General features: G+C 71.0%; 10 protein-coding genes, 2 pseudogenes and 1 riboswitch. Of the genes and pseudogenes, 6 read left to right on the top strand and 6 right to left on the bottom strand.

The genetic code is table 11. The annotated features are described in order from the left end of the window. Positions 1 to 9: 9 nt before the first annotated feature. On the top strand, positions 10 to 10,209 hold the full coding sequence (locus NE236_RS22405; protein WP_252844024.1) for a non-ribosomal peptide synthetase/type I polyketide synthase: 10,200 nt from the start codon (positions 10 to 12) through the stop codon (positions 10,207 to 10,209). A gap of 45 nt (positions 10,210 to 10,254) precedes the next feature. Here the strand turns inward: NE236_RS22405 and NE236_RS22400 are convergent, their stop codons facing one another. Then, on the bottom strand, positions 10,255 to 11,457 hold the full coding sequence (locus NE236_RS22400) for an MFS transporter (RefSeq protein WP_252844023.1): 1,203 nt from the start codon (positions 11,455 to 11,457) through the stop codon (positions 10,255 to 10,257). 71 nt (positions 11,458 to 11,528) lie between these two features. Between NE236_RS22400 and NE236_RS22395 the strand changes: the two genes are divergently transcribed. Then, complete coding sequence (locus tag NE236_RS22395) at positions 11,529 to 11,741, top strand: hypothetical protein (protein WP_252844022.1); 213 nt, start codon at positions 11,529 to 11,531, stop codon at positions 11,739 to 11,741. 54 nt (positions 11,742 to 11,795) lie between these two features. On the opposite strand, the gene NE236_RS22390 is transcribed toward NE236_RS22395, so the two are convergent. After that, entirely contained in the window at positions 11,796 to 14,549 is a 2,754-nt protein-coding gene (locus NE236_RS22390) for a lectin (RefSeq protein ID WP_252844021.1), read from the bottom strand. A 282-nt stretch (positions 14,550 to 14,831) separates the two neighbouring features. Next, positions 14,832 to 14,909: riboswitch (S-adenosyl-L-homocysteine riboswitch) on the top strand. 15 nt (positions 14,910 to 14,924) lie between these two features. Between NE236_RS22390 and metH the strand changes: the two genes are divergently transcribed. Continuing rightward, positions 14,925 to 18,575, top strand: a complete 3,651-nt coding sequence (gene metH / locus NE236_RS22385; RefSeq protein ID WP_252844020.1) for a methionine synthase — start codon at positions 14,925 to 14,927, stop codon at positions 18,573 to 18,575. A 174-nt stretch (positions 18,576 to 18,749) separates the two neighbouring features. Here metH and NE236_RS45125 read toward each other — a convergent pair. Then, positions 18,750 to 18,929: pseudogene (locus NE236_RS45125) on the bottom strand (DoxX family protein); the annotation flags it as partial. A 115-nt stretch (positions 18,930 to 19,044) separates the two neighbouring features. Between NE236_RS45125 and NE236_RS22380 the strand changes: the two are divergent. From NE236_RS22380 to NE236_RS22370, 3 genes are all read left to right on the top strand, one after another. Beyond that, positions 19,045 to 19,572 (top strand): MarR family winged helix-turn-helix transcriptional regulator, encoded by a 528-nt coding sequence (locus tag NE236_RS22380; protein WP_252844019.1) that lies wholly within the window; start codon positions 19,045 to 19,047, stop codon positions 19,570 to 19,572. Positions 19,573 to 19,649: 77 nt separating this feature from the next. Further along, positions 19,650 to 20,315: an SDR family NAD(P)-dependent oxidoreductase gene (locus tag NE236_RS22375; protein WP_252844018.1), complete on the top strand. Its 666-nt coding sequence runs from the start codon at positions 19,650 to 19,652 to the stop codon at positions 20,313 to 20,315. Between the two features lie 81 nt (positions 20,316 to 20,396). Continuing rightward, positions 20,397 to 20,945 carry an SDR family NAD(P)-dependent oxidoreductase gene (locus NE236_RS22370; RefSeq protein ID WP_252844017.1) on the top strand — a complete coding sequence of 183 codons (549 nt, stop codon included), beginning with the start codon at positions 20,397 to 20,399 and terminating at the stop codon, positions 20,943 to 20,945. Positions 20,946 to 21,436: 491 nt separating this feature from the next. Here the strand turns inward: NE236_RS22370 and NE236_RS22365 are convergent, their stop codons facing one another. The 3 genes and pseudogenes from NE236_RS22365 to NE236_RS22355 all read right to left on the bottom strand — a co-directional run. Continuing rightward, positions 21,437 to 24,166 (bottom strand): helix-turn-helix transcriptional regulator, encoded by a 2,730-nt coding sequence (locus NE236_RS22365; protein ID WP_252844016.1) that lies wholly within the window; start codon positions 24,164 to 24,166, stop codon positions 21,437 to 21,439. Positions 24,167 to 24,426: 260 nt separating this feature from the next. After that, the gene (locus NE236_RS22360; RefSeq protein WP_252844015.1) at positions 24,427 to 25,353 is read right to left on the bottom strand and encodes a carbamate kinase; all 927 of its coding nucleotides are present in this window, start codon (positions 25,351 to 25,353) and stop codon (positions 24,427 to 24,429) included. A 373-nt stretch (positions 25,354 to 25,726) separates the two neighbouring features. After that, positions 25,727 to 25,963: pseudogene (locus NE236_RS22355) on the bottom strand (hypothetical protein); the annotation flags it as partial. Positions 25,964 to 26,094: the final 131 nt, after the last annotated feature.

The raw sequence follows: 26,094 nt of genomic DNA, 5'->3' as shown, positions 1-26,094 counted from the left end.
CGGAGACGCATGCATCCCGACGAAGCAGGCACGGCTCCGGACAGGCCGGCGGAGTGCCACGGTGCGAAGCCGCGCCAGGAGGCCTCCGCCCTCCGCGGTGTGGCGGAGGCGCTCGTCCAGGCCGCGTCCGGCCGCCCCGGCCACGGGGTCACCGTCGTCGGCCATCCGCCCAGGTCGTATCCCGAACTGCTCGGCGAGGCCCGGGTGCTCCTCGCGGGACTCCTGGACGCCGGCTGCCGGCCTGGGCAGGTCGTCGTCCTGTTCGGGCTGGAGCTCACGGACTTCTTCCCGGCCTTCTGGGCCTGCCTGCTCGGCGGGCTCGTCCCGCTGCCGATCTTCGATCGGCGGGACGCCCCGGCCGGGTCCGCCGACCGGCTCGCCGGCGCCTGTGAGCTCTTGGACGACCCGCTGATCCTCACCGGCGCGGGGGGAACGGCCGGCCTGGCCCACGACGATCGGTTCCCCGTGCTCGACATCGCCACCTGCCGAGGGCGCGGCGTGGTGGACGGAACGTTCCAGCCCGATGGTCCGGAGACCGCCCTGATGCTGCTCTCGTCGGGCAGCACCGGCAGGCCCAAGATCATTCCACTGACGCACGAGGGCATCCTGGACTTCGCCGCCGGCTCCCGGCAGGTGCTCGGCTGGACGCACGAAGACTCGACCCTCAACTGGCTGCCGTTGGACGCGAGCGCCGCCCTGTTGCTCTTTCACGTCCTGCCGGTCTTCGTGGGAGCCGACAACGTCCACATGCCGGGCGAGCAGGTCGTCGCCGAGCCGACTCGCTGGTTCGACCTCGTCTCTGAGCACCAGGTGCGCCACACGTGGGCGCCCACCTTCGGGTACCGCATGGTCTCGGCCGCGCTTCAGCACGCCGAGCCACGCGACTGGGACCTGTCCGGCGTCAGGTCGCTGATCTGCGGTGGCGAGCAGATCGTGCCAAGTGTGGTCGACGGCTTCCTCGCCGCGATGGCCCCGTACGGCCTGGCCACGGACTGTTTCGTGCCGGCCTGGGGGATGACCGAGACCGTCACCGGCATCACCTGGGGACGGTACCGCGCCCCCGGCAGCCTCCACCGGGTCCGCACCGCCAGCCTGCGCGGGCGGGTGATCCACGTGGGTGAGGAGACGCCGGACGACGAGTGCACGACGCTCGTCGCGGCCGGCGGACCGGCGCCGGGCGCGGCGGTGCGGATCGTGGACGACGGGCAGCGCGTGCTCACCGAGGGGACGGTCGGCCGTCTTCAGGTCCGCTCGGTGCGGAACACCCCCGGTTACCTGGGCGACGACGCGGCCGACACGCGGACCTTCGTCGCCGCGGACGACGGCGGTCGGCCGTGGCTCGACACCGGTGACCTGGCGTTCATCCAGGACGGCCAGATCGTGATGGTCGGCCGGGCCAAGGACGTCGTCATCATCAACGGGGAGAACCACCCCTGCCACCCGATCGAGGCCGTCGTCGAGTCCGTCGACGGGGTCGCGGCCGGGTTCGCCGCCGCCTGCGGCGTGCCCGACGAGGCGGCCGGGAGCGAGGTCCTCGCGCTCTTCTTCGCCCCGGAGCAGGGCGGCCGTCCGCCGGCCGACATCGCCCGTGACATCGGACGCACGGTGTCGCGCCGGCTGGGCCTGTTCCCCCGGCACGTCCTCCCGGTCCCGGCCGGTGACTTCCCGCGTACCCCGAACGGCAAGATCCGCCGGGACGAGCTCGTACGGATGCTGCCGGGCCCGCCCGCCTCCCGGGAACGGCCGGAGGCGCCCGGAACGCACCACGACCGCGAACGGGGTGTCCGTGCCCTGCTGCGAAGGGAGATCGCCGCGCTGTGCGGAACGACCCCGGACGAGCTCGCCGGCGCCGACGACACGCCCTTCTTCGAGCTGGGCCTGACGTCGGTGCTGCTCGCCCGGCTGCGCGGCCGCATCGGTCAGGAGCTGGGCGTCGACCTCTCGACGGTCCTGTTCTTCGAACATCCTTCGATCGCCGAACTCGCCTCCCACCTCCGGGAATCGGGCTTGACGCCTCCCGTACCGGAGCCCGCAGGGTCCGAGGCGTCGCCAGGTCGGCCGGCCGAGCAGAGCCGCGCGGCGGGGCCCGGGACCATGGCGGGCCGGGGTCCTGCGGCAGCGGACATGCCAATCGCGATCATCGGGATGAGCCTTCGGTTTCCGGGGGCGACCACACCCGAGCAGTTCTGGGACGACCTGGTGAACGGCAGAAACCGCGTCACGGTCTTCGACCCGCGGACGCGCCAGGGGGATCCTCCCGCCGGATCCGGGCCAGAGTCCCGACGCGGGCCCTGGGACCGGTCGGCCGGCGGCGTGCTGGCCGAGGTCGACGCGTTCGACGCGGCGTTCTTCGGCATGCACCCCCGGGAGGCGGCGCTGACCCATCCGGGGCACCGGTTGTTCCTGGAATGCGCCTACCTTGCGCTGGAGAGCGCCGGCTACGCGAGGCACGCGGACGGCGTACGAATCGGCGTGTACGCCGGAGAGGGGGCGAACCTCCGCGACTACCAGACGGGAGGCACCCGGCCCGGTGGACTCGACCTCGCCGACTCGATGCTGGCCACCTTCGGCGCCGAACCCGACTTCCTGGCCTCCCGGGTGGCCTACCGGCTCGGTCTGACCGGTCCGGCCGTCGGGGTGCGAACGGCCTGCTCGACCTCGCTCGTCGCCGTGCACCTGGCCGTGCAGGCGCTGCGCGGCGGGGACGCCGACCTGGCGCTGGTGGGAGCCGCGTCGGTCGCTCTGCCGCAGGACGCCGGGTACGTGCACCACCCCGAGTCGGTATTGTCGGCGACCGGCGTCTGCCGTCCCTTCGACGCCGAGGCGGACGGCACGGTCGGCGGCAACGGCGTCGCCGCCGTGCTTCTCAAGCCGCTGGCCGCCGCCCTCGCCGACGAGGATCCGATCCTCGCGGTCATCGCCGGCACGGCGATCAACAACGACGGCGCCCGCAAGGTGGGATACACCGCGCCGAGTGTGGAGGGCCAGGCCGAGGTCGTGCGCACGGCGCTGCGGCGCGCGGGCGTTCGCGGCGCGGATCTGAGCTACGTCGAGGCACACGGGACCGGAACCCCGGTCGGCGATCCGGTGGAGTTCAGGGCGTTGAGCCGAGCCCTCGGCGACGACCCGGAACCGCGAGTCCCCGGCGGCGACGCGGAACCGTCCGGCCGCTGCGCACTCGGGTCGGTGAAGGCCGGCATCGGGCACCTCGACGCGTGCGCCGGTATGGCCGGACTGATCAAGGTGGTCCTCATGCTCCGGCACCGGCGGCTGGTGCCAACGGTCAACCTGCGCCGGCCCAGCCCGGAACTCGATCTCGCCGGCGGTCCGCTCGAACTCGTCACCGAGTCCCGGCCGATGCCCGCCCGGTCTGCGGATTCTTCGCGGTACGCGGGCGTCAACGCGCTCGGCGTCGGCGGCACCAACGCCTTCGTCGTGCTCCGCGAGGCGCCCCGGTCCGCCGCCGACGCGCGCGCAGACGCCGGCGAGACGACCGGGAACCAGGGCGACCGCGGGGAGAGGACCGGTGAGGTTCCCGTCCTGGTCCCGATATCGGGACACGATCGCGCCGCCGTACGGGAACTCGCCCTGCGACTCGCTGATCACCTGACGAGCCATCCGGATACCCGGCCTGCCGACGTCGTCGCCACCATGGCCGCGCGCCCCGCGTACGCCGAACGCACGGCCGTGACCGGTTCCTCCTCCGCCGAACTCGCCGACCGGCTGAACCGGCTGGCGCGCGGCGGAGGCGAGACGGCGACGGCCGGTACCGGCGAGAGGACGTCCACGGTGGGATCCGGTACGGGCGACGGCGGCTCCCCGGCGACGTCCGGATCACGAAACGAAGCCGCGGCGGCCGTCTCGCGTACGAAACGGGACACGGACCGCAGGCCGGCCTTCGCCTACACCGGGCAGGGCTCCGCCTATCGGGGAATGGCGCGGGAGCTGTACGCGGCCTTCCCGGCGATGCGGGAGGTGCTGGACGAGTGCGACCGGGTGCACCGGGAGGCCACCGGGGACGGGCTGCTCGACGTGCTTCTGGACCGGGCGGAGCAGGCGGAGGCACTCCCCACGGCGCTCGCCCAGCCGGCGCAGTTCGCCCTCCAGTCGGCGCTGACCGAGCAGTGGCTGGCGTGGGGCGTCGTGCCGGACCGGGTTCTCGGGCACAGCATGGGCGAGATCGCCGCACTGTACGCGGCGGGCGCCCTGTCACTGGCGGACGGCGTGCGCCTGACATCGCGGCGCGGCCGGCTGATGGAGTCCGGCATGGCGGCGGGCGGCATGCTCGCCGTTCGCGCCGACATCGCGATGGCCGAGCGCGTCGGCCGGGAGAGCGGGCTGGAGATCGCCGCGCGCAACGGCGCGAACGGCTTCGTCCTCGCCGGTACCGAGCACGCCGTGCGCATGGCCGAAGAGCTGCTGGAACGGTACGGCATGGCGTGGCGGCGCGTCCGCGTGTCCCGCGCGTTCCATACCGGCATGCTCGATCCGGTGGTGGAGCCTCTGGCGGAGCTCGCCGCCGGGTGCACCCTGCTGCCGTTGCGGGTGCCGTTCATCCGGGGAGTCGACGGAGCCGAGGTGCCGGCGGGCACCGTCGTCCCGCACGAGTACCTCGTCGCGCAGGCTCGCCGGCCGGTGCGCTTCGACCTGGCGCTGGCCACGCTCGACGCGTCGGGCTGCGACCGGGTCATCGAGCTGGGCCCCGACGCGGAACTCGTGCGTCTCGGCCGGCGGGCGCTGACCGGCCTGGCCTGGACGGCCACCCAGCGTGCGGACGCCGATGCGGGACAGGCCGAGACGGCACTGCTGGCCCTCGCCGAGCTGTACCGCGCGGGCCATGAGGTGGCCTGGGACTCCGTCGCGCGCGGTGGGCGCCGTGTCCCGCTGCCCGGATATCCATTCAAGAGAACCACGCTGCCTCCCTACGGCGCCGGCCACCGGCACGAGCCGATCACCGGCCGGCCGGAGACGGTCGACGGCGAGCAAGGACCCATCGGTGACGAGCACGAGTCCATCGGCGACCAGTCAGAGGAGACCGGCGTGACCAGCGAATTCCTGGAGGCCGTACGGGATCTGACCGCGCGCCGCTTCCGGCTCGCGCGGGAGGCCGTCGACGTCGACGCGACCTTCACCGCGATGGGCGGCGATTCCCTGTCCCTGGTCGGCCTGACCCGCCAGATCGAGCGGGACTACGACATGCGCATCCCGATACGGGACCTCTTCGCCGAGGCCGACACCCCGCGCAAGCTGGCCCGGGCGATCGCCGCCGCACGCCCGCAGCCGCCCGCTCTTCCGCGGGCCCGGCCGAGCACGGAGACGGTGACGGCCCGACCCGCCCGGCCACCCGCCGGCGGGTTCACTGCGGGCGAGCGTCCCGCTCCCGCATCGGGGGCCCCGGATCCGGCGGGCGGCATCGGCCGGGCGGCCCCCGTGACCGCCGCACCGGATGTGCCGGACGGACCCGATGGCTCGCTCATGTCCGGGGCGGTCCAGGGCATGGCCGCGCCCAGCGAGCTGAGCGTGTTGTGCGCCGCGCAGCTCGAAGCGATCAACAAGGTGACCGACCTGATGGGCCGCCAGCTCGACGCGATGACCGCGGCCACCGCCCGACCGGATCCGACCGCGGATCGTCCGGCGCCCGCGCGGGGGAGCGCGGCACGGACGGGCGCCGGTTCAGGCGCCGCGCCGATCGGCGGCTCGCGGGAGGGGACGGCGCGGTCCGCCGTGACGCCGGTCGCTCCCCAGCCGGTCGCTCCGCCGTCGGTCGATCCGCCCGCGGACGGTCCGCCGCCGGCGGGATGCGACTACAGCCTCTACTTCTTCGGTGACTATCCGGATCAGGATCTTACGGACAAATACGCGCATATCTTGGCCGCTGCGGAGTTCGCTGATCAGCACGGTCTCCACTCACTGTGGCTGCCCGAGCGGCACTTCGCCTCCTTCGGCGGCATCTTTCCCAACCCCTCCGTGCTCGCCGCGGCACTCGCGACGCGTACCTCGCGGATCCGGCTGAACGCGGGCTCGGTGGTGCTGCCGCTGCACGAGCCGATCCGGGTCGCGGAGGAGTGGTCCGTCGTCGACAACCTCTCGGGCGGCAGGGTCGGGCTGTGCGTGGCGTCGGGCTGGCACGCGAACGACTTCGTGCTGGCGCCCGGCAACTACGGAGGCCGCCGGGACCTGATGTACCGAGGGCTCGACACCGTACGGCGGCTGTGGGCCGGGGAACGGGTACGGGCCACGTCCGGCACCGGGTCCGACGTGGAGGTGAGCCTGTTCCCGCGGCCGGTTCAGGAGCGGCCGCCGATGTTCGTGGCCGTCGTGGGCAACCCGGACAGCTACCGAACGGCCGCCGAGAACGATCTCGGCATCGTCACCAACCTGATGTCGCAGAGCATCGCGGATCTGGCCGCGAACATCGCGCTGTACCGGCGGACCCGCGCGGCGTGCGGGCTGGATCCGGCGGCGGGCCGCGTCGTGGTCCTCATGCACACCTACCTCGGCACCGATCTCGCGACCGCTCGCGAGGAGGCGTCGCGCCCCTTCCGCGACTACCTCCGCTCGTCGCTGCCACTGCTGGACGGTCTCGCCCGCAGCTTGGGTCTCGATGCGGACCTGGACGGTACCGACCCGGAGGACCTGGATTTCCTGCTGGAGCGGGCATACGAGCGATACTGCGCAGACCGGGCTCTGATCGGCACGCCGGACAGTTGCCGCCCGATCGCCGATGCCGTGGTGGCGGCGGGCGCGGACGAGATCGCCTGTTTCGTGGACTTCGGCGTGGCGCACGACCGGATGCTCGCGGCGCTCCCGCTGGTGCCGGTCCTGCGCGACCTCCGGCCCGCGGACGGCGGCGTCAGGCCGGAGGCCGGGCGCCCGCCCGCGCCTTCCGGAGACATCGATTCGAGGTCCCGAGCCGGGACCTCGGCGGCCCTCCGAAGGACCGGCCCCGCCGTACCACCGGGGCGGCCGTACGGCACACGGGCCGAGCCGCCGCCCGTCCATCCCGGAGACACGGACGTGGCGGCGACCGCCGCCCCGGCGGGACCGCCGCGTGAGGCCGTGGCCGCGTCTGCGGCGCAGCAGCGGCTTTGGCTCGTCGAGCAGATGTACCCGGGGCGCCGTGACTACTACGAGCCGAAGGCGATCGTGCTGCGCGGCCGGCTCGATCCGCCGGCGTTCCAAGGCGCGCTCGACCGGGTGGTCGCCCGGCACTCGCAGCTGCGCTCGGTGTTCGCGGAGACGGACGGGACGCTGTGGCGGATCGTCCGGCCGCCGAAGGCCGTCGCGTGTCCCACGGTCGACATGCGGCACCGATCGGTGGACGAGGCGATAGCCGAGCTGACGCGCTCGACGGCGGACACCGTGCTGGACCTCGCCGACGGTCCGCTCTTCTCCCTACGGCTCGCCCGGCTGGGGGAGGACCTCCACGTCCTCTTCCTGGTGGCGCACCACATCATTTTCGACTCCCTGTCCACGCAGGTCTTCTGCCGGGATCTCGTCGCGGCGTACGACGCCTGGCCCGGCGAGCCGGAGTCGCTGCCGGAGCTTCCGGACGAGCCGCGCGCCGACCCGGCGGTCGCGGCGCGGCGCGGCGAGCGGAGCCTGGAGTTCTGGATCGAGGAGCTGGCCGGTGCACCGGTGCTGGTCCTCCCGCCGGACCGGCCCGGGCGACAGGCGACGGGCCGGAGTCTGGTGCACGACCTGGACGGCGGACTGGGACGGGAGGTCGCCGGCCTGGCCCGCGAATGCGGGGCGACGCCGTTCATGGTGTTGCTCGCCGGGCTCGCGTCCGTCCTCGGCAGGATGAGCGGCCAGGACGACTTCATGCTCGGTACCGCCATGACCAACCGGCCAGACGGCACCGAGGACCGGATCGGCATGTACATCGACACGGTGGTGATCCGGCTGGACCTGTCCGGCGACCCCTCGTTCGAGGATCTCGTCGGCCGGGTACGGGACCGCACCCTGCGCGCGTACGACCACCAGGACGCGGCGTTCGACGAGGTCGTGAGCGCGCTGAACCCGGAACGCGTACCCGGGGGCAATCCGCTCTTCGGCGTGATGGTGGAGTACGAGAACCACGCCGCGACGGATCTCGGTTCGGCCGGCCTCGACGTACGATCGGTGGACGTCCCCAGTGAGCGGGCGCCGTTCGACCTGACCTTCTACCTGACGCGGGAGCCGGACGGCGTACGGTGCGTTGTCGAGTACAACGCCGGGATGTTCGAGGAGGCGACCGTACACCGGATCCTCGGTTACCTGGAGAACGTGCTGCGGCGGGCCACCACGATGGCCTCCGCCCCACTGTCCCGGCTGACGGAGCTCACGGCGGAGGACGCCGCCCTGCTGCAGTCGTGGCAGGGCGCGGTGACCGAGGACTCCACCGAGTGCCTGCACCACCTGGTGGAACGGCAGGCACGGCGCACCCCGGACGCGCCGGCCCTGATCGATGACACGACGACCCTGAGCTATGCGGAGCTGGACGGCGCGGCCGACCGGCTCGCCGGTGAGCTACGCGAACGCGGAGTCGGCCGCGGCCAGGTCGTCGGCCTGTGCCTGGCGCCCGGGCACGGCCTGATCGTCGCGATGCTCGCGGTGCTCAAGACCGGGGCCGCGTACCTGCCCCTCGACGTGTCGCTGCCGGAACCGCGGCTGGCGTACTGCCTGACGGACAGCGGCGCCTCGCTGTTGCTGGTCGACGCCGGGTCCGCCGGTGCTCACCCGGCCCTGTCGGAATGGCCCACCCATGTCGTCGCGACAGAACCGGACGCGGACCCGTCGCCCGCCGCGCGCACCCGGCCTTCCGGAGGCGCAGGACCGGCCGAAGACGCGGGACCCGCCGAGCTCTCCACGGCGGCCGAGGCCGAGGCGGAGCCGGGGGCGCAGACGGAGGTCGGGCCGGAGGATCCCGCGTACCTCATCTACACGTCCGGTTCCAGCGGCAGCCCCAAGGGCGTGCTGGTGCCGCATCGCGGCCCGGTCAACCTCGTGCGGTGGCAGCTGCGCGCGCATCCTCCGCTTCGCACCCTGCAGTGGACCTCCGCCGGCTTCGACGTCAGCGTTCAGGAGATCTTCGGGACGCTGGCGTCCGGAGCCGCGCTCGTTCTGCCGGGGGACGGGGTCCGGCAGGACCCGGAGGCCCTCGGAGAGCTGATGAGCCGGCACGGCGTCGAGCGCCTCCACATCGCGTACACGCCGCTGAAGTACTTCGCCGAGCACGGGCTACGGGTGCCGTCCCTGCGCGAGATCTGCGTGGCGGGAGAGCAACTGGTCATTACCCCGGCGCTGCGTCGCCTCCTCGACGCGCATCCCAAGGCCAGGCTCTTCAACCAGTACGGGCCGACCGAAGCGTCGGTCATCGCCACGTCGTACGAGGTCACCGACCGCGATGAGACGACCGTTCCGATCGGGGCGCCCATCGACGGTGTGCGCGTCAGGGTCGTCGACGGGCATGGGCGGCCGGTGCCGGTCGGCGCGGTCGGCGAACTCTGCCTGGCGGGCCCGGGGCTGGCCACGGGGTACGTCGGCGATCCGGCGCGTACGGCGGAGCGCTTCGTCGACGGACCGGCGGAGCAGGGCGAGCGGGTCTACCGCACCGGGGACCTGGTCCGCTGGCGAGCCGACGGCGTGCTGTGCTTCCTCGGCCGGCTGGATGACCAGGTGAAGATCCGCGGCCATCGCGTCGAGCCGGGTGAGGTCCAGTGGGCGCTCGGCCGGTTGCTCGGCGTCCGGGACAGCGCGGTCGTGGTGCACCGGAGCGATGATGGCGAGGGCGCACTGGTGGCCTATGTCGTGCTCGAACCCGGCGCCGCGGAGAACCTGGAGTGGAGCGTCGCGCTGCGTGAGGGGCTGCGCCGCACGCTTCCGGCCTACCTCATCCCCGACCATTGGTTCCGGGTGGACCGTCTGCCGGTGAACGCCAGCGGCAAGCTCGCCATGGAGACGCTGCCCCTGCCCGGACCGGCGAAGGACGCCGCACCGGAGACGCCCGCCCAGAAGGCGCTGCACACGATGTGGTGCGCGGAGCTTCAGGTGCCGTCGATCCCGCTGGATCGTTCATTCTTCGACACCGGGGGCAACTCCCTCAAGGCGGTGCGGATCCTGGCCAGGATCCGCGAGCGGTTCGGATATCAGTACCCGCTGCCGGAGTTCATGCACGAGCCGACGATTCGCGCGGTGGCCCGCATCCTCACAGAGCGAACGGCGTAGCCGTGGGGCAGGAAGAACACCCGCGGCTACGAAATGACATGACGACTACACGCTGGCAACCTGATCGGCGCTCACTTCGGAAGAGCCGCCTGTCGTCTTTCGCCTTTCTGCCTCCGCGCGGCGGAAGAGCACCTCGGGTATCAGGGCCAGTGCGCAGACGGCCGCGGCGGGCAGGGCCAGCCAGTTGCCCTTCATGTTTCCTAGGAATACGCCTCCCATCGCACCACCGATGGCAACGCCGATGTAGATGACAGAGCTGTTCGCCGCCATGGCCAGCGGACCCGCAGGACCGGCGAGACGTAGCAGCCGATGCTGTTGCGGTGCCGCGTACATCCATCCGGTAACGCCCCACAGGGCCATGGCGATGATCGCCGAGGCGAAGGACTGGCTTGTCAGTGGCAGGAGAAGGAAGTTGACGCCCTGCCCGACAACGGCCACGAGCACGATGTGGCGCCCGGCCGGGCGGTCCATGAGAGCCCCGGCGATGGCGTTGCCTGACACGCCGCCGAGTCCAAAGGACAGCAGCAGCACTGCCAGGAGGTTGCCGTTGCCATGGGTGACGTCGCCGAAGACGGCGCTGACGTAAGTGTAGACGCAGTACTCGGCGGTCACGATCACTCCCGTGAGGACCAGTACCGAACGAATCGCCGGCGTTCGCAGCGTCGCGAACCGTGCCCGCACACTGATGCTCGGCCGAAGCACCCCGACTCCCCGGAGACTCACGCTCAATGCGACGGCCACAGACGCGGTGCCGAGGATCAGCACCACGAGCGTGGGCCTCCAGCCGAAGGCCGAAGCAGCCCAAGTGCCGGCCGGGACGCCCAGCACCGAACCCATTGCCAGCCCCCCGGTGACCGACGCCAGCGCCTTCCCCCGCCGGTCTTCAGGCACGAGTTCTGCCGCGAGCGCCGATGCATGGGGAGTGAACTGCGAGGCTCCGGCGGCCACCAGAACGCGGCCGAGCATCGCGACCAGGAAGGAGTCCGCGCCGGCACAGATCAGGTTTCCCACGGCGACCGCACCGAGCGCGGCCGGCAGGGCCATACGCGGTGACCGGCTGCTGAGGAGACTGGACAGCAAAGGGCCGAGCAGGGCGTAGCTGATGGCGAAGCCGGTCATCAGCTGTCCGACGGCTGCGATGGATACGCCGAGGGAATCACCGATCTCGGGAAGCATCCCGGCGATGACGAATACATCGGTGCCGATGAAGAATGTTCCTGCCATCAGCAGGAGGAGCCGCACGGCCACGTCACCTTCCTATTCTTCGGTACGGATTCAGTACCGGAAGATCTCGGCTTTGATGGCGTCTGTCAAATCAGATGGGAAGTCATTTAGGTAGAAGTGCCGAGCCGGGCGATCTCGCCGGTCGTCACCTGCGGATCGCGGCCGCGTGGGAGGTCCCGGGGAAGGCGTTCGGCGCGCTGCTGGAGCGTTACACGGACGACCAATTGGAGATCATCGCCGACTACCTTCACGAAGCCGCGAAGGTGGGCCGTGACCAGGCGCGGCGGCTCGCCGCCGAGGCCACGTAGCCCGCCGCGCCACGCGTGCGGGGAGGGCGGGCTCCCCGCACGCCGCTCAGCGCCTCAGCCCGGCAGCGTCCACTGCTGGGCGGCGCTCTTGTTGCAGGTGTAGATCTGCAGCTGGGTGCCGTCCGTGGTGGTGCTGTTCGGGTCGTCGAGGCACTTGCCGGATTCCGGGTTGGTCAGCGCCTTGTTCGCCGTGTCGTAGGTCCATTGCTGCGCGCCGGAGGTGTTGCAGTCCCACAGTTGCACCTTCGTGCCGTCGGCGGTGCCGCTGTGGTCGACGTCCAGGCACTTGCCGAAGGCCGTCAGCGTGCCGTCCCCCTGGACCGTCCACTTCTGCGCGTTGGAGCTGTTGCAGGTGTAGATCTGGACATGTGCGGCGTTCGCGGCCGAGCTGTTCGCCACGTCGACGCATTTCCCGGCGATGCCGGAGGTGATCGGGCCGGTCCGGGTGGGCGTGCCGCCGGTGCCCGGATACGACGGTGGGGCCGACGAGGAGGCGGTCGCCCACGAGGTGTTCGCCGTCGTGCCGAGCGTCAGACCGAGCGTCCCGCCGTCCGTCACGGCCGAGGCGGGCAGATAGGCGTTGTTCCAGTTTCCGCCGTTCCAGGTGGCGCTCTGCACGTACGGTGCGTCCGTCGCGGCCTGGGGCGCGTTGACGGTCAGCTTGTCGCCCGTTTTGAGCGTGATGACGACCTGGGTGAACAGGGGACTGCCGAGGGCCAGGTCGGCCGTGCCCGGCGTCTCGGGGAACATCCCCATCGCCGACCAGACGTACCAGGCGCTCATCGTGCCCAGGTCGTCGTTGCCGACGCCCCACCCGGTCGGGGAGTCCGGCCACAGTTTGTTCTGGACGTTCCGGATGATCTCCTGGGTGCGCCACGGCCGGCCCACGTAGTCGTACTCCCAGGGCAGCTCGATGCTCGGCTCGTTGCCGAGGTCGGCGTGGTCGCCGCCGCTGCCGTCGTAGGCCGCGAGCACGTGGTCGAGATAGCCGATCATCGAGGCGTTCCCGCCCTTGGCGTCGGCGAGGCCGCGGACGTTGAACGGCACCATCCCGGTGTACTGCCACGAGGTGCCCTCGACCATCTCGGTGCCGCTCGTCGTGGAGAAGCCGCCACTCCACGGCCCGCTGGCCGTACGCGGCTGCATGAAGCCGCTGGAGGTGTTCAGCAGGTTCTTCCAGTTCTGGGCGCGGTCGACGAACTTCTTCTGGTTCGCCGTGTCACCGAGCGCGCCGGCGAACGCGCCGACCGCGAAGTCGGCCGTGCCGTACTCCAGGGTCGTCGAGACGGACCCGTAGTAGTTGCAGCAGCCGTACGTCCCGTCGCCGGGAAGGTAACCGATGCTCGTCAGGTAGTTCAGGCCGGGCCGGTCGTTGTTCGCGACCGTGGCCTGGTGGATCATCGCGTTCTTCGCCGCGGTCGTGTCGAAGTCCCGGCCGCCGAAGGCGTAGATATCGCCGATGATCGAGGCCGCCGGATCGCCGACCATGACGTACGACTCGCCGTTGGCCTGCGCCCATTTCGGCAGCTGGGAGCCTTGCGCGTAGTCGTTGACCGCCGACTGTGCCACGTCGCTCGCCTGCGCCGGTGCGATCATCCCGAGGAGTTGGGCCTGGCTGCGGTAGATGTCCCAGCCCGAGTAGTTCGCGTACTGCGCGTGCCCGGAGGCCGCGGTGTGCACGGCGTTGTCGAACCCCGTGTACTGGCCGTTCGTGTCGCTGAACACGTTGGGGTGCAGCAGTGCGTGGTACAGCGACGTGTAGAACATGTGCTGCTGGGCGGCGGTGCCGCCGGCCGTCTGGATCCGGCCGAGCAGGGTGTTCCAGGTATTGTGCGCCGCCGTACGGGTGGCGTCGAAGTCGAAGTTCGGCACCTCGGCGTCCCGGTTCGCCTGCGCGTTGGCGTCGGAGGTGAAGGAGATGCCGACCCGCGCGGTCACCACCCGGTTCCCGGTGGTGTCGAAGGTCAGGTACCCGCCGTTCGGCGCGGCCAGCGGAGCCGTCGTCGCCGGCACCGGCCCGTGGAGACGGGGTTCGCCCGGCCGGTCCGCCGAGTGCGGTGACACGGTGGCGTGGGAGCGCCGCGCGGTCGACCTCTCCGCCAGCCGCCTCGCTCCGGACCGCACGCCGGATGCGAGCCAGGTCCCGGTGCTGAACGGGCGGTCGAAGGCCACCGCGAAGTGGACCGTGTAGGCGTTGCCGGCACCGCAGAAACGGCCGCTGGTCACCGAGCCGACGACCTCGGTGTCGCCGACGGTCTGCCACGTCGTCGCGGAGTCGCCGTTCTGGCTGCCGGTCAGCTTGAACAGCAGGTTCGCCTGGGTGGTGGACGGGAAGGTGAAGCGGCCGATGCCGCCCCGGGTGGTGGTGGTCAGCTCGGTCTTGACGCCGTTGCCGAGCGTCACGCCGTAGTACCCCGGGGACGCCGACTCGCCTGCGTGCGCGTACGAGGAGGAGGCGGAGCCGGGGCTGGTCACTCCGCCGACCGTCGGCATGATCGGCACGTCACCGTACGCGCCGCAGCCGGGTCCGGCCATGTGGGTGAGGCTGAACCCGGTGATCGTGGAGCTGTCGTAGGAGTAGCCGCCGCCCAACGCCCGGATCGCGGTGTCGGGGCTCCACTGCAGCATGCCGAACGGGGCGTCGGCGCCGGGGAAGTCGTTGCCTCCGTTGCTCGTGCCGAGAAACGGGTTCACGAGGGAGGCCGGGTCGGATACGAGCGTGGCGGCGCTCGCCGGGGAGGGGAGGAAGAGCGCGCCCAGCACCAGGAGGCAGGGCAGGAGGACGCGCAGGGGGCGGGGGAGCGTCATTCCGGGTCGCCCTTTCGCGGAGGGGATCGGGCCGATGACAACGTTGTCGAGAGGTTCTTATGCCGCTATTTGTGTCGAGTCAATACATTTGTCAACAGTCGGCCAGGCCGCGTGAGCCAGGGCCCGCAGCGCGGCCGGCCCATCAGCCGCATGCCGATCGGCATCCCGGCACGGGTCGCGGCGACGCCTACCGCCTCATCCCATCCCGCCCGGAGGACCTCGCGCACCGTCGATCCCGGTCCGCTTCGATCGCACCGCCAGATCTTGATACGCTCGGTCTCAGAGGCCGAGAGGCGCTGCAACGGGCTCATGCCCGCCACGCTCGGCCATCGCTGATGTTCGCAAGGGCGCCTCCCGACAACGGGAGGTGGTCCAGTGGACAGATTCGCAAGCGACGACCAGGTGCGTGACGGACGCGCGTCCGTCACGCCTCAGGCGCTGCGCGAGCTCCTGGACCGGCGCGTCGCGGTGCTCGACGGCGCCTGGGGCACCATGCTGCAGAGCGCGCGGCTCACCCCGGCCGACTATCGGGGCGACCGGTTCGGTGACCATCCCCGAGACGTCACCGGCGACCCCGACCTGCTCAATCTGACGCGGCCGGACGTCGTCTTGGACGTGCACCGGCGCTACCTCGCCGCCGGCGCGGACATCACCACCACCAACACCTTCACCGCGACCAGCATCGGCCAGGCCGACTACGGGCTGCAGGACCACGTGCGCGAGATGAACCTGCGGGGCGCGCAGCTGGCACGCCAGGCCGCCGACGAGGCCGGCGGGCGGTTCGTCGCCGGCTCGATCGGCCCCCTCAACGTCACGCTGTCGCTTTCCCCGCGCGTGGAGGACCCCGCCTACCGCGCCGTGACCTTCGACGAGGTCCGCGACTCGTACGCCGAGCAGGTCCAGGCGCTGGCCGACGGCGGCGTCGACCTGCTGCTGATCGAGACGATCTTCGACACTCTCAACGCCAAGGCCGCGATCGCCGCCGCCCGGGAGGTCGCCCCGCACCTGCCGCTGTGGATCTCGGTGACGATCGTCGACCTGAGCGGGCGGACGCTGTCGGGTCAGACCGTCGAGGCGTTCTGGAACTCCATCGAGCACGCCGAGCCGCTCGTGGTCGGCGTGAACTGCTCGCTCGGTGCCGAGGAGATGCGCCCGCACGTCGCCGAGCTGTCCCGGTTCGCCGGCACGTACACCGCCTGCCATCCCAACGCGGGCCTGCCGAACGCGTTCGGCGGCTACGACCAGACGCCGGAGGAGACGGCCGGGCTGCTCGGCGAGTTCGCCGGCGCGGGAACGGTCAACATCGTCGGCGGCTGTTGCGGGACGACGCCGGAGCACATCGAGCGGATCGCCGCCGCCGTCTCCGGCCTGGCGCCCCGTCCCGTCCCGGCACCGGCGAAGCGCACGCGCTTCAGCGGGCTGGAGCCGTTCGAGATCGCCCCCGACACCGGCTTCGTCATGATCGGGGAGCGGACCAACGTCACGGGCTCGGCGCGGTTCCGGCGGCTCATCGAGGCCGACGACTACCAGGGCGCCGTCGACGTCGCGCTGGAGCAGGTACGCGGCGGCGCGAACATCCTCGACGTCAACATGGACGCCGACCTGCTCGACAGCGAGCGGGCCATGACGACGTTCCTGAACCTCATCGCGACCGAGCCAGAGGTCGCCCGCATCCCGATCATGGTCGACAGCTCGCGGTGGAGCGTGCTGGAGGCAGGACTCAAGTGCGTGCAGGGCAAGGCCGTCGTCAACTCCATCAGCCTCAAGGAGGGCGAGGAGCCGTTCCTGGAGCAGGCCCGGCGCGTCCGCGACTACGGTGCCGGCGTGGTCGTCATGGCCTTCGACGAGCGCGGCCAGGCCGACACGACCGAGCGCAAGGTCGAGATCTGTGGCCGCGCGTACGACCTGCTCACACGGAAGGCCGGGTTCGCCCCGGAGGACATCGTCTTCGACCCGAACGTCCTTGCCGTGGCCACCGGCATCGCCGAGCACAACGGCTACGCCAAGGCGTTCATCGACGCCCTCCCGCTGATCAAGGAGCGCTGCCCCGGCGTCCGTACGAGCGGCGGCATCTCCAACCTGTCGTTCTCCTTCCGCGGCAACAACGTCGTACGTGAGGCGATGCACTCGGCGTTCCTCCTCCACGCCGTACGCGCCGGACTGGACATGGGCATCGTCAACGCCGGCCAGCTCGCCGTCTACCAGGACATCCCCGCCGACCTGCTCGAACTCGTCGAGGACGTGCTGTTCGACCGGCACCCCGACGCCACCGACCGGCTCGTCGCGTTCGCCGAGACGGTGAGCGGCACGGGCACCCGCCGCACGGTGGACCTGTCCTGGCGGGACGCCCCGGTGGAGGAGCGCCTGGCGCACGCCCTCGTCCACGGCATCGTCGACTTCGTCGTGGAGGACACCGAGGAGGCCCGGCAGCGGGCCGCACGGCCCCTCGAAGTGATCGAAGGCCCGCTCATGGACGGGATGAAGATCGTCGGTGATCTGTTCGGCGCCGGCAAGATGTTCCTGCCGCAGGTCGTCAAGAGCGCCCGGGTGATGAAGCGCGCCGTCGCCTACCTCGAGCCGTTCATGGAGGCCGAGAAGGAGCAGGCCCGGCTCGAGGGCCGCGCCGAGGCCGAGCGCGGCAACGGCAAGGTCGTGCTCGCGACCGTCAAGGGCGACGTGCACGACATCGGCAAGAACATCGTCGGCGTCGTCCTCGGCTGCAACAACTACGAGGTCATCGACCTCGGCGTCATGGTCCCCGCCGCCACCATCCTCGACACCGCCGTCGCCGAGGGCGCCGACGCCGTCGGCCTGTCCGGGCTGATCACCCCGTCGCTCGACGAGATGGTCGCCGTCGCCGCCGAGATGGACCGCCGCGGCCTGAAGATCCCGCTGCTGATCGGCGGCGCGACCACCTCACGCCAGCACACCGCGGTGCGGATCGCCCCGGCGTACGAGGCCACCACCGTCCACGTGCTCGACGCCTCCCGCGTCGCCGGCGTCGTCTCCGCCCTGCTCGACGCCGACCGGGCCGAGGAACTGGACACGAACAACCGCGCCGAGCAGGAACGCCTGCGCGCCCAGCACGAGACCCGGCAGCGCAGCCCCCTCCTGACCCTGAAGAAGGCCCGCGCCAACCCCGAGCGGGTCCCGTACGACGACCTGCCGGTCCCCGCCTTCACCGGCGCACGCACCGTCGAGCCGGACCTGACGGACCTCCGCGCGATGATCGACTGGCAGTTCCTGTTCCTCGCCTGGGAGCTCAAGGGCAAGTATCCGGCCATCCTCGAACAGCCGGTGGCGCGCGAGCTGTTCGACGACGCGAACGCCATGCTCGACCAGATCATCGCGGACGGGTCGCTGCGCGCCGAGGGGGTGTACGGCTTCTGGCCCGCCCACTCCGAGGGCGACGACATCGTGCTCGACGGCGGCGTACGGTTCCCGATGCTGCGCCAGCAGACCGCCAAGCCCGAAGGTCGCCCGAACCGCAGCCTCGCGGACTACCTCGCCCCGTCCGGCGACCACATCGGCGGCTTCGCCGTCGCCGTCCACGGCGCCGAGGAACTCGCCGCGACGTACGAGGCGGCGGGCGACGACTACCGGTCCATCATGGTCAAGGCGATCGCCGACCGCCTCGCCGAGGCCTTCGCCGAGTACATCCACCTGCGGGCACGGCGCGAGTGGTTCGAGCCGGACGCCGACCCGTCGATCGAGGACCTGCACGCCGAGCGCTTCCGCGGCATCCGCCCGGCCCTCGGCTACCCAGCGAGCCCGGACCACAGCCAGAAGGAGGCGCTGTTCGACCTGCTCGGCTCCGACCGGATCGGCATGGGCCTGACCGAGTCCTTCGCGATGACGCCGGCGGCGAGTGTCAGCGGCCTGCTGTTCGCCCACCCGTCGGCCCGGTACTTCACCGTGGGCCGCATCGGCCGCGACCAGGCCGAGGACTACGCCGCGCGCCGCGGTGTCCCTGTCCCCGAGGTCGAACGCTGGATCCGCCCCAACCTCGCCTACGACCCCGACTGAACGGTCCGCCGACACCGCCCCTCCCGGCCACCTGAACGTTGACTTCGGGAAAATCGCCGTTCCACCCGGGCCGGGAAGGGCGACACGCCCAAACTCAACGTGGGCGACGGCCGCCGACGTAACCGTCACCGACCGGTCCCGGCCGCCGGCCATCCGGCAGCGGCGGAGAATCAAACCGAGGGCGGCGAGGACTTCGAGCCCACCGATGATCTTGACCGACCCGGCGCCGAAATCCTCGGCCCAACCCAGTCCCGAGGCGGCTAGCTGCTGCGGCGTGCGGCTTGGCTTCATCGCCCCGGCCAGCAGGAACGCGACCGCAAGCACGCTGGCGACGATCCACAAGAAGACGTTCATCGGCACATCACTCCATTCAGTAACTTCAAGGTTGTACTGACCATAACGTCCACTTACTTCAAGCTAAGAGTGAGATGCTTGGCTTTTTATTCCATGCTTGGAGTATGCTGGGGGCATGGAAGAGGAACGGGAGACCACTGAGCCGCGTTGGCTCGACGCCGACGAGCAGCAGCAGTGGTACGCATTCGCCTACGTACTGACCCAGCTGCCGGCCGCGCTGGAGGCGCGGATGCAGCGGGACGCGGGCATCGCCCACTTCGACTACGTGGTGATGTCGTCGCTGTCGATGGCGCCGGAGCGCACCCTGCGGATGAGTGAGCTGGCCCAGTACGCCGGAAGCACGCTCTCCAGGCTGTCCAACGTGGTCATCCGTCTGGAGAAGCGCGGCTGGGTGCACCGCCACCCCGACCCCTCCGACGGTCGCGCCACCCTGGCCACCCTGACCGACGACGGCATGGACAAGGTCACCGCCGCGGCCCCCGGCCATGTCGACGCGGTGCGCCGCCTGGTCTTCGACCCGCTGACCAAAGCGCAGCAGCGTCAGCTCGGTGCCTTCTCCCAGCGCATCCTCGGCGCCCTCAACGCGCCGTGTCCCACCGACTGGGCACCGCCCGGCGCCACCCCGCCGACCGACCAGCACTGACCCCCGCGCACGCCCCTTCGTCTTCGCCCGGCCGACCGGCCGGGACCGCACCACCCCCCGCCAAGGAGTACGTACGCATGCCCACCATCGCCATCGTCGGAGCCGGACCGGGCCTGGGCCTGTCCCTCGCCAAGGTCTTCGGCGGCCACGGCTTCGACGTCGCCCTGATCTCCCGCACCAAGGACAAGCTCGACGCCCTGGTCGCCGAACTCACCAACACCGGGATCACTGCGGAAGCCTTTCCCGCCGATGTCGCCGACCCCGCCCAGCTCACCGATGCGCTGGGGGCCGCGATCGCGCGGTTCGGGCGGATCGACGTCCTGGAGTTCTCCCCGCATGCGGGCCCGTCCATGACCGCGCCCAAGGAGGTGACCATCGACACCCTGCGTCCGCAGATCGACAGCCTTCTCTACGGTGCGGTCGCCGCCGTCCTTGCGGTGCTGCCCGGGATGATCGAGGCCGGATCCGGCACCCTGCTGTTCACCACCGGCGGCGGCGCGGTCAGCCCGTACCCGATGCTCGCCGACGTCAACATCGCCCAGGCGGGCCAGCGGAACTGGGCGATCAACCTCCACAACACCCTGGCCGCCGAGGGCATCTACGCGGCCAACGTGGCCATCGACCTCATGATCGGCACCGAGGCCCCCGAAGGCGTCCCCTACCGCGCGCCCGACGAGATCGCCCTCGACTACTGGGCCCTCCACACCAGCCGTGACCAGGCCGAGCACTTCATCGGCGCATGACCCCCAGACACCAACGACGGGCGGCCCCCCGGTCCACGTTGTCACCGGACGATGGCCGCCCGTCTTCTTCCCCGGAGCATCATGAAGACCATCCTCATCGCCGGCGGCAACAGCGGCATCGGCCTCCAGGCCGCCCGCGACCTCCTGGCCGACGGCCACCGGCTCATTCTGCTGGGCCGTGACCCGCGCAAAGGTGAGGCCGCCCTCGCCTCGTTCGGCACCGCCGGCGACCGGGCGTCCTTCCTCGCCGCCGACCTACCCACCCACGACGGCGTCCGCGACGCCGCCCAGCGCGTCCTCGGCCAACACGACCGCATCGACGCCCTCGTGCACACCACCGGGGTGTTCACCTTCCAGGAGAGCCGCACAGCCGACGGGCTCCACCCGTTCTTCGCGGTCAACTACCTCAGCCGCTACCACCTCACTCAGCTCCTCCTGCCCGCCCTGCGCCAGGCCCGTGTCGCGCAACGTCGACGAGGCATACCGGCCGTGCGACCTCGGTCGTCAGCACGGTGTCCTACCTGGGTTTCCTGCTCGGTCCGGTCTATGTCGGCCTGTGGGCGGACGCCACGGGACTGCGCGGGGCCATGGTCGCCGTGGCGGCCCTCGCCGCCGCCCCGTTCGTCCTGACGCCGCCGCTGCTCCACCTCAGCGGTTTCACCGGCCCGAGGACCGCGCGAACGTCACCGGAGCACGCGGACGCATGACGCCTCACCGGCCGCGCGACGCGGGCTTCGACCGTACGTGGGTGCCCCCGGCTCCTCACGACGCCGTCTCCGGGTCGGGCGTGCCTGAGAAGGGGATTGGCTGCTGATGTTCCTCCAGGCGAGGGACGCGCCACCGCGCCGCTAGGCAGCGTCCCGTGGATCATGGTCTTCCGGACTCTCACCCGACACCCCGGCCCCGTACAGCACCGGCATCTACAACGCCTTCTGGACCCGGCGCACCTACACCGAGCTCCTTGCCCGCGCCGCCCCGCGACCATGATCGACACCTCCGGGCCGATCGATGACTTCGCCGAGCGAGCCCTGACGGCCACCCGGCCCCACGGCCCCGAGCACGCCTGGCAACGCCGCCCACGCATGTCCCCCGACTGAGCCGGCAATCGCGACCTTCTCCGATCAGTCCTCGGATTGAAGGCGAGCGGCCAGCTGCGCCCGGGATGTGACATTGAGCTTTGGGAAGATCCGGTACAGGTGGGAGGCGACGGTGCGGGGCGAGAGGTACATGCGCTCGCCGATCTCCCGGTTCGTGAGCCCCTCGACGGCGAGTCGCGCGACCTGCAATTCCTGTGGTGACAGCAGGTGCCGGGCATCGTGCGCCGTCTCGGGTTCCCGCACACCTGCCGCCCGTAGCTCCGCCCGCGCCTGGTCGGCCCACGGACGTGTCTGCATACGCTCGAACGTCGCCAGCGCCGACCGCAAAGGCGCCCGTGAATCGGCGGTCCGCCGTCGGCGGCGCAGCCACGCGCCATAGGCCAGTTCGATGCGCGCCCGGATCAACGGCCATCGACGCAGGTCCGTCGCCAGCGCCGCGGTGTAGAAGCATTCGGCATCGTCGCCGGCGAGGACGGCTCGAGCGTGCAAGAGGTGGATGTGCAACATGGGCGACGGGGTCTCTGCGGCAAGGTCCTGCAGTTCGGAGAGGATGGCCTGCGCATCGTCCTGCTGGTCGGCGCGCACGGCCGCTTCGGCGAGGAAGGTGATGGCCGTGAAACGTTGGCGGAGGTGGAATCCGTGGTCGGCGGGATCGAAGAGCCTGCGGAGTACGGCGTAGGCCTCGGCATACCGTCGCCGGCCGAGCAGGGCGGTCCCCCGGGCCAGACCGACACCGGAGAGGAGGTTGTTGAGGTGGTTGCGCTCGCCTTCGCGTTCGAGAGTCGTCGCGAGCCGGAGTGCGGTGTCGGCGTCACCGGACAGACCGGCCGCTCTGGCCTCGCCCATCAAGGTTCCCTTCGTCACGATGGGCTGTCGGGTCTCTTGTGCGATCCGCCTTCCCTCATCGGCGGCGGAGGCGGCCCTGCCCCGCAGGCCGAGGTCGAGCCAGACGTTGTATTGCAGAGCGAGCACGAGGGCCAGCCCGCCGAGCCGCCCTTGTCCACGCAGCCTCGCCTCGGCGACCTCGAGGTAGTCCGCGGCCCGTTCAGGATCTCCGATCGCGTGGGCGGCGAGCGCCAGATACCGGATCTCATCAACCCGAAAATGATCAACACTGACGATCTGCGCCAGCCGCTTCATGACCTCGGCGCACCGAAGGATCGGTTCGGCCAAGGCGAGTGCCGCCAAGTGTCGGGGATCGCCGCCGGGGCATGCCAGCCGGTCCGTGAGGGAGACCACATGGCCTCGCACTTGCGCGCCCGGATCGGCCCACCAGCACCGCAGTGCGGCGGCGACCAGCAGATCCAGGGCGAGGTCCGTGTCGCCGGAGCCGGCCGCCTCACCAGCGAGCGCGCACAGCCGCATGACCCGGACCGGGTCGTTCGCCGATCCCGCGCCATGCCCCTCGTGGAGCAATTCGGCCTTGGCCTGCTCGACGGCGCTCAGCGGGTGCCGTGACGCGGCGGCGAGCAGGTGCTCCACGAGGTCGGGCTTACCGAGACGGGATGCGTGCTCCGCCGCGGCGAGGAGCCGCCGGGCACGCCGGCGGGGGTCCGTCGTCAGCTCCGCGGCGCGTTCGAGTCCTCTGATGGCGGCGTGGGTGTCTCCCAGCCGCAAGGGCACGGCGATGTTCGTTTCGAGGTCATCCGCGATTCCATCGTCCGGGCCGACGATGGACAGGGACCGGTGCCACGCACGGAGGTACGGCTGATCGTCGAGCGTCGCGGCGATCGCCTCATTCGCCGCTTGTCGTCGCGCCATCGACTCGGCGTCTACGATCGCGGAACGCATCAGCGGGTGGCGGAATCGCACCTCCGCGCCCTCGACCGTGATGAGGCCGACGGCCATCGCGGCATCACAGTCCGTGGCCGTCACCCCGTGTCCGGCCAATACGGACGCGGGCGCCAGGATATGCGGCAGTTCTCGCACCGACGCTTCGGCGGCCACGAGGAGTACGTCCCGTGTCGCTGCGGGCAGTTCCTCCAGCCGCTCCGCGAACGCCCTCCGCAGACGCGAGGTGAGCGGAAGCTCCCGCTGGAGCACCTCGCCGGACAGCCCCGCCCGCCAGGCGGCCGAAAGCTCCACGATGGCCAGCGGATTCCCGGACGCCACCCGGAGAATCCGTTTCCTGACCGCGTCCTGCAGGCCGCCTCCACATGCGCGCGACAAGTCCCGTGCCGCCTCCGCCGTCAGCCCGGAGAGCCGCAGCTCCGTCAGTCCCGCGTCCGCGAACGGACAGAGGTAATCAGAACGCACCGCACCGATCACCGCGATGGGGTCGGACTCCACACGCCGTGCGACGAAGGTGAGTACCTCGTGAGTGGGCCGGTCCAGCGATTGCACGTCATCGGCAAAGACCACCACCGGACGGCTCACGGCCGTCTCGATGAGCAGGTTGAGAGTCGCGAGCCCGACGAGGATCGGCGCGGGAGCTGGACCGTCGCATTCGCCGAACGCGATTGCCAGGGCTCGCCGCTGGGGCGTCGCCAACGCTCGCCTGTTGGGGAGGGCGGGCCGCAGCAACTGGTGCAACCCCGCGTACGGCATCTTCGCCTCCGCCGGCACCCCAACGGCTTCGAACACCGACAGGCCGGTCGCCCGTGCATGATCCGTGGCGACGTTCAGCAACGCCGACTTGCCGATGCCCGGCTCTCCCCGAACGACGAGCGCCCCACCGCGCAGGGGAAGCGCGTCGATCAGATCGAGCAGGACCTTCGATTCGCTCTCACGCCCGAACAGGCCCCCCGGCCCCATCCAGCACACTCCGTCCGACTGACCGGCTTCCCACACAGCTGATCGCTCTGCACGCGGAGCGCGGCCTCAAAACTTTAGGCCCCACTGTAGCTGATTGCCCCAATCTGGGCGTTTCGTGACAGCGCTCCCAAGCGAGGAGGTCCTGGAACGCCTGCTCCGGACCGCCTCGGCTGTGCGCCCGCAGAGCCATCATCGTGTCCATCGTTCGTCCTCTTCATGTACGTCGCCAGTAGCGGCGGGACGCCGGTCCGTTCCAGTGATCAGCTGGACGCAGCAGCGGGACGTACCGTGACGGTGGTGCCCGCGCGTCCCGCCAGGACCGCCTCGGCGTCCGTGATCGAGCCGATGGCGGCGTGGTATCCGGCCGCCCGGACGAAGCGCAGGCATGCCTCGACCTTGGGTCCCATCGATCCGGCCGGGAAGTCCATCCGGGCCAGCGACTCCACGTCGATGCTGCGCATGGGTTCGGCGTCGGCGGTGCCCCAGTTCCGCATCACGGCGGGGACGTCGGTGAGGACGAGCAGGCGTTCGGCGCCGAGCCTCAGGGCGAGGAGGGCCGCGGTGAGGTCATTGTCGACGACCCCGTCGACACCGCGCAGTTCGCCCGTGCCGGTGTCGACGACCGGGACGCCTCCCCCGCCTCCGCAGACGACGACGTGCCCGTGTTCGAGCAGCGCCTCGATGGTGTCGCCCTCCACGAGGGAGATCGGCTCCGGTGACGGTACGACACGCCTCCAGCCAGGGCCGTCCTCGGCGATCGTCACGCCGTGCCGGTCGGCGAGCGCCCGCGCGCGCCGGTGGTCGTAGACCGGGCCGATGAACTTGGTGGGCTGGGCGAAGGCCGGGTCGGCCGCGTCGACGACGGTCTGGGTGACGAGCGCGACGGTGGGCCGCCGCATCCCGGCGTTCTGGAGTTCCTGGACCAGCCAGTAGCCGATCATGCCCTGGGTCACCGCGCCGAGGACGTCGAGTGGGTACGGCCGATCCAGCGACTTGTCCGTCTCGCTCAGGAGGGCCAGGGCCCCTACCTGGGGTCCGTTGCCGTGGCAGATGACGAGTTGGTGCTCGGCGGCGAGCGGTGCCAGGGCCTGCGCCGCGCGGCGGACATGATCGCGCTGAATCTCTGCATCCGGCGACTCGCCGCGTTCCAGCAGCGCGTTCCCGCCGACGGCGACGACGATACGCATGGTCGATCCTCCAAAGCTCTCACCAGCAGCGCCTTGATGGCGTGCATCCGGTTCTCCGCCTGGTCGAACACGATCGACCAGGCGGACCCGAAGGTCTCCTCGGTCACCGCGGCCCCGTCCAGCTCGAACCGCTTCTGGACGCGATGGCCCGCGTCTTGGTCACGACATCATCACCTGTCCCGACCTGCCACGGCTTCAGTCATTTGACTGCGGACGTGGCTGCGACGCCGGCCCGCGGACGGCGGTGGGAGGACCGGTCATCCGGCTCCTCAGCCCGACGGCGCGGGCGGCGTCGAGCACACTCCCCATTTCGGGTACGACGCTAGCCGTTCCTTCAGTCGGATGAGTCAACTTGCCCCGGTCCTCAAGGGTCCTAAACGACCGGGCTTGGAGGTAGCGCCCAACTGGCTGCTGGGTGGGCTCCTCCGTCCAGGCACCCCTTATGGGTGGCAGGGACGCGTGACTCACGCCCCGCGGTCCACGCGGTCCCGCCCTTGCGGGCGATGTTGCGGGAGGCGTTCCGGTCTGCGTGGGCAACGACCCCGCAGTTCCGGCAGATGAAAAGGGATTGGCTTACCCGGTTCTTGGCGTCGATGTGGTCGCACTCGCAGCACTGTCGGGTAGCCGGAGCGCATTGCTGCGCCCCGGCCCCCTCAGAACCGGACGGGCGACTTTCATCGCATCCGGCTCAAGCAGACTGCAAGGGCCGCCCAGCGGCAATCCTGCCGTTTTCCCACCGAT

Source organism: Actinoallomurus purpureus (assembly GCF_024055795.1).
In the GTDB taxonomy this organism is placed as follows: domain Bacteria; phylum Actinomycetota; class Actinomycetes; order Streptosporangiales; family Streptosporangiaceae; genus Actinoallomurus; species Actinoallomurus purpureus.
The sequence above is the reverse complement of the archived record's forward strand: the minus strand, read 5'-3'. Positions and strand labels throughout refer to the sequence as shown.

Bases quoted from the DNA above. Each gene is read 5' to 3' on its own strand.
- NE236_RS22365 (WP_252844016.1), bottom strand. From the start codon at position 24,166: ATGGGGCCGGGGGGCCTGTTCGGGCGTGAGAGCGAATCGAAGGTCCTG.
- NE236_RS22375 (WP_252844018.1), top strand. From the start codon at position 19,650: ATGCCCACCATCGCCATCGTCGGAGCCGGACCGGGCCTGGGCCTGTCC.
- NE236_RS22395 (WP_252844022.1), top strand. From the start codon at position 11,529: ATGGGAAGTCATTTAGGTAGAAGTGCCGAGCCGGGCGATCTCGCCGGT.
- NE236_RS22370 (WP_252844017.1), top strand. From the start codon at position 20,397: ATGAAGACCATCCTCATCGCCGGCGGCAACAGCGGCATCGGCCTCCAG.
- NE236_RS22360 (WP_252844015.1), bottom strand. From the start codon at position 25,353: ATGCGTATCGTCGTCGCCGTCGGCGGGAACGCGCTGCTGGAACGCGGC.
- NE236_RS22380 (WP_252844019.1), top strand. From the start codon at position 19,045: ATGGAAGAGGAACGGGAGACCACTGAGCCGCGTTGGCTCGACGCCGAC.
- NE236_RS22405 (WP_252844024.1), top strand. From the start codon at position 10: ATGCATCCCGACGAAGCAGGCACGGCTCCGGACAGGCCGGCGGAGTGC.
- NE236_RS22390 (WP_252844021.1), bottom strand. From the start codon at position 14,549: ATGACGCTCCCCCGCCCCCTGCGCGTCCTCCTGCCCTGCCTCCTGGTG.